This is a genomic window from Shimia sp. (genome assembly GCF_041624275.1).
In the GTDB taxonomy this organism is placed as follows: Bacteria; Pseudomonadota; Alphaproteobacteria; order Rhodobacterales; family Rhodobacteraceae; genus Shimia.
This window is the reverse complement of record NZ_JBFJVE010000014.1, coordinates 20,500-27,225: the sequence shown is the minus strand read 5'-3', so window position 1 is coordinate 27,225 and position 6,726 is coordinate 20,500. Positions and strand designations below refer to the sequence as shown.

The window sequence follows — 6,726 nt, the reverse complement described above, 5'->3', positions numbered from 1 at the left end:
GCCGGCGGTGGCCATGGCGTCGCTGACCAGAAACAGGCGGCCCGGCCCGCGCTTGGCGCGCAGCGCCACCGCCAGCGCCGCCGGGTGCACATGCACCCCGTCGGCGATCACCCCGGCCGAGAGCTGCCCGAGATCGAGCGCCGCACCGACCATCCCAGGCGCCCGGTGGCCCAGCGGGCTCTGGGCGTTGAAAAGATGGGTCACGCAGCGCGCCCCGGCCCGCGCCGCCGCGGCGCAGGTGTCGAAATCGGCCTCGCTATGGCCCAGCGAGACCAGCACCCCGGCCTCGGCCAGCCGCCGGATGGCGGCATCGTCGACCACTTCGGGCGCCAGCGTCACCTTGAGCAGCGGCAGCGCCCGCGCGGCGGCGGTCAGAAAGTCGAGATCGGCCCCGGAAAGCGGCCGGATCAGCGCCCGATCATGGGCGCCGTGGCGCGATGGCGCCAGAAACGGCCCCTCGAGATGCAGCCCGGCAATGCCGGCGACCCCCGCCGCCACCGCCTCGGCCACCGCCGTCACCGCTGCGCGCATCCGCGCCTCGGTGTCGGTAATCAGGGTCGGCAGGATGGTGGTCGCGCCGATGCGGGCATGGGCCGCCGCCATCACCCGCAGGCTGGCCACATCCGGCGAAGCGTTGAACATCACCCCGCCGCCGCCGTTGACCTGAAGGTCGATGAAGCCCGGGCCAATCACCCCGCCCGCGAGCCGCTGGCGGCGGGCCGAGGCCGGCAGATCGGCTTGCGGCAGCAGCTGCGCGATCTGCCCGCCCTCGATCACCAGCGCGTGGCCGTCGAGAAACCCGGCTCCGTCAAAGATCCGCGCCCCGGTGAGGGCGGTTGCGTCAGGGCTCATGCGGCGCCTCCGTCATACGCTGCGCCAAGAGCAGCGCCCCGTCCAGAGCACTGCCCCTCGGGGCGATGATATTGCCCAGGCCGGCCTTGGCGAGATAGGGCGCGTAACAGGGCCCGACGCCGCCGGTCAGGCACAATGGTTCATCCTCGCTGCAGCCGAGCGCCGCGAGCCCGGCGATCAGATAGTCCGCGCCCTCGCGCATCAGGGCAGCGGCCAGCGCGTCCCCGGCCTTTGCCGCCGCGACCACGCGCGGCGCCCAGCGGCCGTAATCGCCGGGCGTGGCCCCGGCGGCAAAGGCCATGATCCGCACCGGGTCATCGCCGAACTCGGCGAAACAGGCGCGGCTGAGATCGCTTTGCGGTGCCAGCCCGTCGGCGGCCAGCAGCACCTGCCGCAAGAGCCGCAGCCCCAGCCAGCCGCCCGAGGCCTCGTCGCCCAAGAGCAGCCCGTGACCGCCGATCAGGCGAAAGCCGCCCGGCCCCTGACGCGCCAGGTAAGAGCCGGTGCCGATGCCGGCAACACAGCCCGGCGCATCGCCCAGCGCCCCGGCCACCGCGGCGCGGGAATCATTTTCGACCCGCACCCGGCGCGACGGCAGGTGGCGGGCGATCCGCGCCGCGCCGGCGGCATCCGCGACCCCGGCGAGGCCGGCATAGATCGGCACGCCGGCGAGATCCTCAAAGGTCAGCCCGGCGGCCTCGGTCAGGGCGCGCAGCCCGCGCAGCAGCGTGTCCAGCGCCGCCTGCGGTGCGCTGTGGACATTGGCCGCGCCCTCGTCATGGCGAAAGCGGCGCTCGCCAAGCACGAGCAGGAAGCGGCAGGCGGTGCCGCCGCCATCGATGGCAATCAGGCTGGGTTGCGGCAATCGGGTCATCGCGGCAGCCTAGCAAGCCACCGGGGCGAAAGGAATATCCCGCTCACGGTGCCGCCCGGCCCAACTGCGCGGCGGCCCGGGCCAGAGCCTCGATCTCGTGCCAGCGGCGCTCGGCCACCAGCTGGCGCGGGGCCACCCAGCTGCCGCCGACACAGGGCACATTGGCCAGCGCCAGATAGTCTTGCACATTCTCCGGGCCGACGCCGCCGGTCGGGCAGAAACCGATCTGCGGCAGCGGCGCGCCGATGGCCTTCAGCGCCGCCGCCCCGCCCGAGGCCTCGGCGGGAAAGAACTTCTGCATGTCGTAGCCGCGCGCCAACAGGCGCATCGCCTCACTGGCGGTGGCGGCGCCGGGCAGCAGCGGCAGGCCCAGCTCTTCGCAGGCCGCCAGCAGCGCGTCGGTGGCGCCGGGCGAGACGCCGAAAGTCGCACCGGCCCGTTTCGCGGCGCGCACGTCCTCTGGCGTGACCAGCGTGCCGGCGCCGACCCGCGCCCCCGCCACCCCGGCCATGGCGCGGATCGCCGGCAGGGCGGCGGGCGTGCGCAGGGTCACCTCGAGCGCCGGCAGACCACCGGCGACCAGCGCCTCGGCCAGCGGGCGGGCGGTGGCGGCATCCTCGATCACCAGAACCGGGATCACCGGCGCCAGGGCGCAGATTTCGCGGGTGAGCCGGCTGGCCTGTTGCGGGGTCACGGTCATGAGTTTTCCCCTGTCTCTAGCCCTTGAACACGCTGGCGCCGTCGCTGGCCGGGCTGGCCGAGCGGCGGAAGACCTCGAACAGCTCGCGCCCGCAGCCGGCCGCATTGGCGCCGAGGTCGACCTCGGCGGGGGGGCGCGAGGCCACGGCGGGGCTCAGCACCTCGAGCCGCCCGGCAACCGCGTCGACGCGCAGCACGTCGCCGTCGCGAAGCCGCGCGATCAGCCCGCCATCGGCGGCCTCGGGGCAGACATGGATCGCCGCCGGCACCTTGCCCGAGGCCCCCGACATGCGCCCGTCTGTGACCAGCGCCACCTTCTGGCCGCGCCCCTGCAGGATCGACAGGATCGGAGTCAGGCTGTGCAGTTCCGGCATGCCGTTGGCGCGCGGCCCCTGAAAGCGCACCACCACCACCACGTCGCCGGTGAATTCGCCGGCCTTGAAGGCGGCCTTGACCTCGTTCTGGTCGTTGAAGACCCGCGCCGGGGCCTCGATCACGTGATGTTCGGGCGCCACCGCCGAGACCTTCATCACCGCCGTGCCGAGCCCGCCGTCGAGCTTTTTCAGCCCGCCGGTCTGCTGGAAGGGCGTCTCGGCCGGGCGCAGGATCGCCGGGTTGAGACTGTCGGTGATCGGCGCGCCCCAGCTCAGTTGCCCCGCCTTGAGCTGCGGGGCGCGGGTGTAGCTTTCCAGCCCCTCGCCCATCGCGGTCAGCGTGTCGGGGTGCAGCAGCCCGGCCCTCAGAAGCGCGCCCACCATGAAGCCGAGCCCGCCGGCGGCGTGGAACATGTTCACATCGGCCAGCCCGTTGGGATAGACCCGCGCCAACAGCGGCGTGACCTCGGAAAGATCGGAAAAATCCTGCCAGTCCAGCAGGATACCGCCGGCCCGCGCCATTGCCACGAGGTGGATCAGCAGGTTGGTCGAGCCGCCGGTGGCATTGAGCCCGACGATGCCGTTGACGAAGGCGCGTTCGTCGAGCACCTCGCAGAGCGGGCGATAGTCGTTGCCGAGCGCACTCATCGACAGGGCGCGGCGGGTCGCCTCGGCGGTCAGCGCGTCGCGCAGATCGCTGTCGGGCGGCACGAAACTGGCCCCCGGCAGATGCAGCCCCATGAATTCCATCAGCATCTGGTTGGTGTTGGCGGTGCCGTAGAAGGTGCAGGTGCCGGGGCCGTGATAGGCCGCCATCTCGGCCTTCATCAGCGCCTCGCGGCCGACCTCGCCGCGGGCGAACTGGCGCCGCACCCGGGCCTTGTCCTCGTTCGGCAGGCCGCTGGTCATCGGCCCGGCGGGCACGAAGACCGCCGGCAGGTGGCCGAAGCCCTGCGCCCCGATCACCAGCCCCGGCACGATCTTGTCGCAGACCCCGAGAAACAGCGCCGCGTCGAAGACATTGTGGCTGAGCGCCACCGCCGTCGCCATGGCGATGACATCGCGCGAGAACAGGCTCAGCTCCATCCCCGCCTCGCCCTGGGTGACGCCGTCGCACATCGCCGGCACCCCGCCGGCGACCTGCGCGGTGGCCCCCATCCCGCGCGCCGCGTCGCGGATCAGCTCGGGGTAGCGTTCATAGGGCCGATGCGCCGACAGCATGTCGTTATAGGCGGTGACGATGGCGAGGTTGCCGGCGCCGGTCTCGGCCAGCCGGCCCTGATCGGGTCCGGCCCCGGCATAGGCATGGGCCTGTCCGCTGCAGCTCAGATGCGCCCGCGCCGGCCCCTTTGAGCGGGCCGCCGCCATGCGCCCCAGATGCGCCGCGCGCGAAGCCTCGCTGCGCGCGATGATCCGTTCCGTGACACGCTCGACTACCGGGTTCAACACCATGCCATTCTCGATCTATCCCGATCTTTCATCACCCCGTCCCCGGCGCCCGGCAAGTGCTGCCTCGGCGCGCCACGGGTCGGTTCGCACCGGCAACCATCCCACACTGTGCGGGCCGGGTCCAGCGCTTCGCGGCGCCGCGAGCAACGGCGCGACCCCGGGTGCCGTTCCGGCGCCCGGTGTCTCTTGGTCTGCGGCCGGTCGCGGACCGGCGCCTGCGCCCTCAGCCGAGGTCGAAGCGGTCGGCGTTCATCACCTTGGTCCAGGCGGCGATGAAATCGGCAACGAACCTGCCGGCGTTGTCGCTTTGGGCGTAAAACTCGCTCAGCGCCCGCAGCTGCGAGTTCGACCCGAAGACCAGATCGACCCGGCTGGCCGTCCAGCGCAGCGCGCCCGAGGCCCGGTCGCGGCCCTCGAAATGCCCGGCGTCGCCCGAGGCCGGGGTCCAGTCGGTGGCCATGTCGGTGAGATTGACGAAGAAATCCGGGCTCAGCGTGCCGGGACGGTCGGTCAGCACCCCGAGATCGCTGCCGCCGTGGTTGGCGCCCAGCACCCGCAGGCCACCGACCAGCACCGTCATCTCGGGGGCGGTCAGGGTCAGAAGCTGCGCCCGGTCGATCAGCATCTCTTCGGGGGCGCGGCTGAGCGGCCCCTTGAGATAGTTGCGGAAGCCGTCGGCTTGCGGCTCGAGCACCGCGAAGCTTTCGACGTCGGTCTGCTCGGCGCTGGCATCGCTGCGCCCCGGCGCGAAGGGGACCGAAACCTCGTGCCCCCCTGCCGCCGCCGCCTGTTCGATGCCGACTCCGCCGGCCAGCACGATCAGGTCGGCCAGCGACACCCGCACATCGCCGCTCTGGGCGGCATTGAACTCTGCCTGCACCCCCTCGAGCACGCCCAGCACCCGGGCCAGCTGTTCGGGCTGGTTGACCTCCCAGTCCTTCTGCGGCGCCAGCCGCAGCCGCGCCCCGTTGGCGCCGCCGCGCTTGTCCGAGCCGCGGAAGGTCGAGGCCGAGGCCCATGCGGTCGTCACCAGATCGGCCAGGCTAAGCCCGGTGGCGGCGATGGCGGATTTGAGGGCGGCGATCTCGGCCTCGCCCACCAGCGCGTGATCGACGGCGGGCAGGTTGTCCTGCCAGATCAGCTGTTCTTCGGGCACCTCGTCGCCGAGATAGCGCGCGCGCGGCCCCATGTCGCGATGGGTGAGCTTGAACCAGGCCCGGGCAAAGGCATCGGCAAAGGCCTCGGGGTCCTGATGGAACTTGCGCGCAAAGGGCTCCAGCGTCGGATGCATGCGCAGCGACAGGTCGGCCGTGGTCATCATCGGCGCGTGGCGCTTGCCGGGATCGAAGGCATCTTCGACCATATGTTCGGGGGCCACGTCCTGCGCCACCCATTGCTGGGCCCCGGCCGGGCTTTTGGTGAGCGCCCATTCATAGCCGAACAGCACATCGAAATAGCCGTTGTCCCACTGGGTCGGATTGGGTTTCCAGGCCCCTTCGATGCCCGAGGTGGTGGTGTCCCCGGCCTTGCCCGAGCCATGGGCGTTGATCCAGCCCAGCCCCATGTGCTCGATCGCGGCGGCCTCGGGTTCGGCCCCCACGAGGCCCGGATCGCCGGCGCCATGGGCCTTGCCGAAAGTGTGGCCGCCGGCCACGAGGGCCACGGTTTCCTCGGGGCTCATCGCCATGCGGCCGAAGGTCTCGATCACGTCGTCGCCCGAGGCCACCGGATCGGGGTTGCCGTCGGGGCCCTCGGGGTTGACGTAGATCAGCCCCATCTGCACCGCCGCCAGAGGCTTCTCGAGGTCGCGCGCGCCGCTGTAGCGGCTGTTCTCGGCGTCGCTGGTGGCCAGCCATTCGGCCTCGGCGCCCCAGTAGATGTCTTCCTCGGGCTCCCAGATCTCGGCCCGCCCGCCGGCAAAGCCGAAGGTCTTTCCGCCCATCGATTCGATGGCGCAGTTGCCGGCCAGGATCATCAGGTCGGCCCAGGAAATCCGGTTGCCGTATTTCTGCTTGATCGGCCACAGCAGCCGCCGCGCCTTGTCGAGATTGCCGTTGTCGGGCCAGGAGTTCAGCGGCGCGAACCGCTGCGAGCCGCTGCCACCGCCACCGCGCCCGTCGGCGGTGCGATAGGTGCCGGCGCTGTGCCAGGCCATGCGGATGAACAACCCGCCATAGTGGCCGTAATCGGCCGGCCACCAGTCCTGGCTGTCGGTCATCAGCGCGTAGAGATCCTGTTTCAGCGCCTTCAGGTCGAGCTTGGCGAATTCCGCCTTATAGTCGAAGCCCGCGCCCATCGGATCGGACAGGGCCGAGTTCTGATGCAGGATCCTGAGGTTGAGCTGGTTCGGCCACCAGTCGCGGTTCGAGCGCGAATCGTTGCGCACCGCGCCGTGCATCACCGGGCATTTGCCAATGTCATTTCCGTCCATGTCATCATCCACTTCGTTCCGTTGCATCGTGGCCGCGCCGCGCACCC

At 71.3% G+C, this 6,726-nt stretch carries 5 protein-coding genes; all 5 read right to left on the bottom strand.

What is annotated here, in order from left to right; genetic code table 11:
• Window positions 1-852 (bottom strand): N-acetylglucosamine-6-phosphate deacetylase (gene nagA / locus ABZD10_RS02360; RefSeq protein ID WP_372884493.1); only part of this gene is annotated, 852 nt, incomplete at its 3' end.
• Window positions 842-1,726, bottom strand: a complete 885-nt coding sequence (locus ABZD10_RS02355; protein ID WP_372884492.1) for a BadF/BadG/BcrA/BcrD ATPase family protein — start codon at window positions 1,724-1,726, stop codon at window positions 842-844. The genes ABZD10_RS02355 and nagA, both read right to left, overlap by 11 nt.
• Window positions 1,727-1,769: 43 nt before the next feature.
• Window positions 1,770-2,426 (bottom strand): bifunctional 4-hydroxy-2-oxoglutarate aldolase/2-dehydro-3-deoxy-phosphogluconate aldolase, encoded by a 657-nt coding sequence (gene eda / locus ABZD10_RS02350; RefSeq protein WP_372884491.1) that lies wholly within the window; start codon window positions 2,424-2,426, stop codon window positions 1,770-1,772.
• A 16-nt stretch (window positions 2,427-2,442) separates the two neighbouring features.
• The gene (edd, locus tag ABZD10_RS02345) at window positions 2,443-4,251 is read right to left on the bottom strand and encodes a phosphogluconate dehydratase (RefSeq protein WP_372884490.1); all 1,809 of its coding nucleotides are present in this window, start codon (window positions 4,249-4,251) and stop codon (window positions 2,443-2,445) included.
• Window positions 4,252-4,471: 220 nt separating this feature from the next.
• Window positions 4,472-6,679 carry a catalase/peroxidase HPI gene (katG, locus tag ABZD10_RS02340; RefSeq protein WP_372884496.1) on the bottom strand — a complete coding sequence of 736 codons (2,208 nt, stop codon included), beginning with the start codon at window positions 6,677-6,679 and terminating at the stop codon, window positions 4,472-4,474.
• Window positions 6,680-6,726: the final 47 nt, after the last annotated feature.

Bases quoted from the DNA above. Each gene is read 5' to 3' on its own strand.
- katG (WP_372884496.1), bottom strand. From the start codon at position 6,679: ATGGACGGAAATGACATTGGCAAATGCCCGGTGATGCACGGCGCGGTG.
- edd (WP_372884490.1), bottom strand. From the start codon at position 4,251: ATGGTGTTGAACCCGGTAGTCGAGCGTGTCACGGAACGGATCATCGCG.
- eda (WP_372884491.1), bottom strand. From the start codon at position 2,426: ATGACCGTGACCCCGCAACAGGCCAGCCGGCTCACCCGCGAAATCTGC.
- ABZD10_RS02355 (WP_372884492.1), bottom strand. From the start codon at position 1,726: ATGACCCGATTGCCGCAACCCAGCCTGATTGCCATCGATGGCGGCGGC.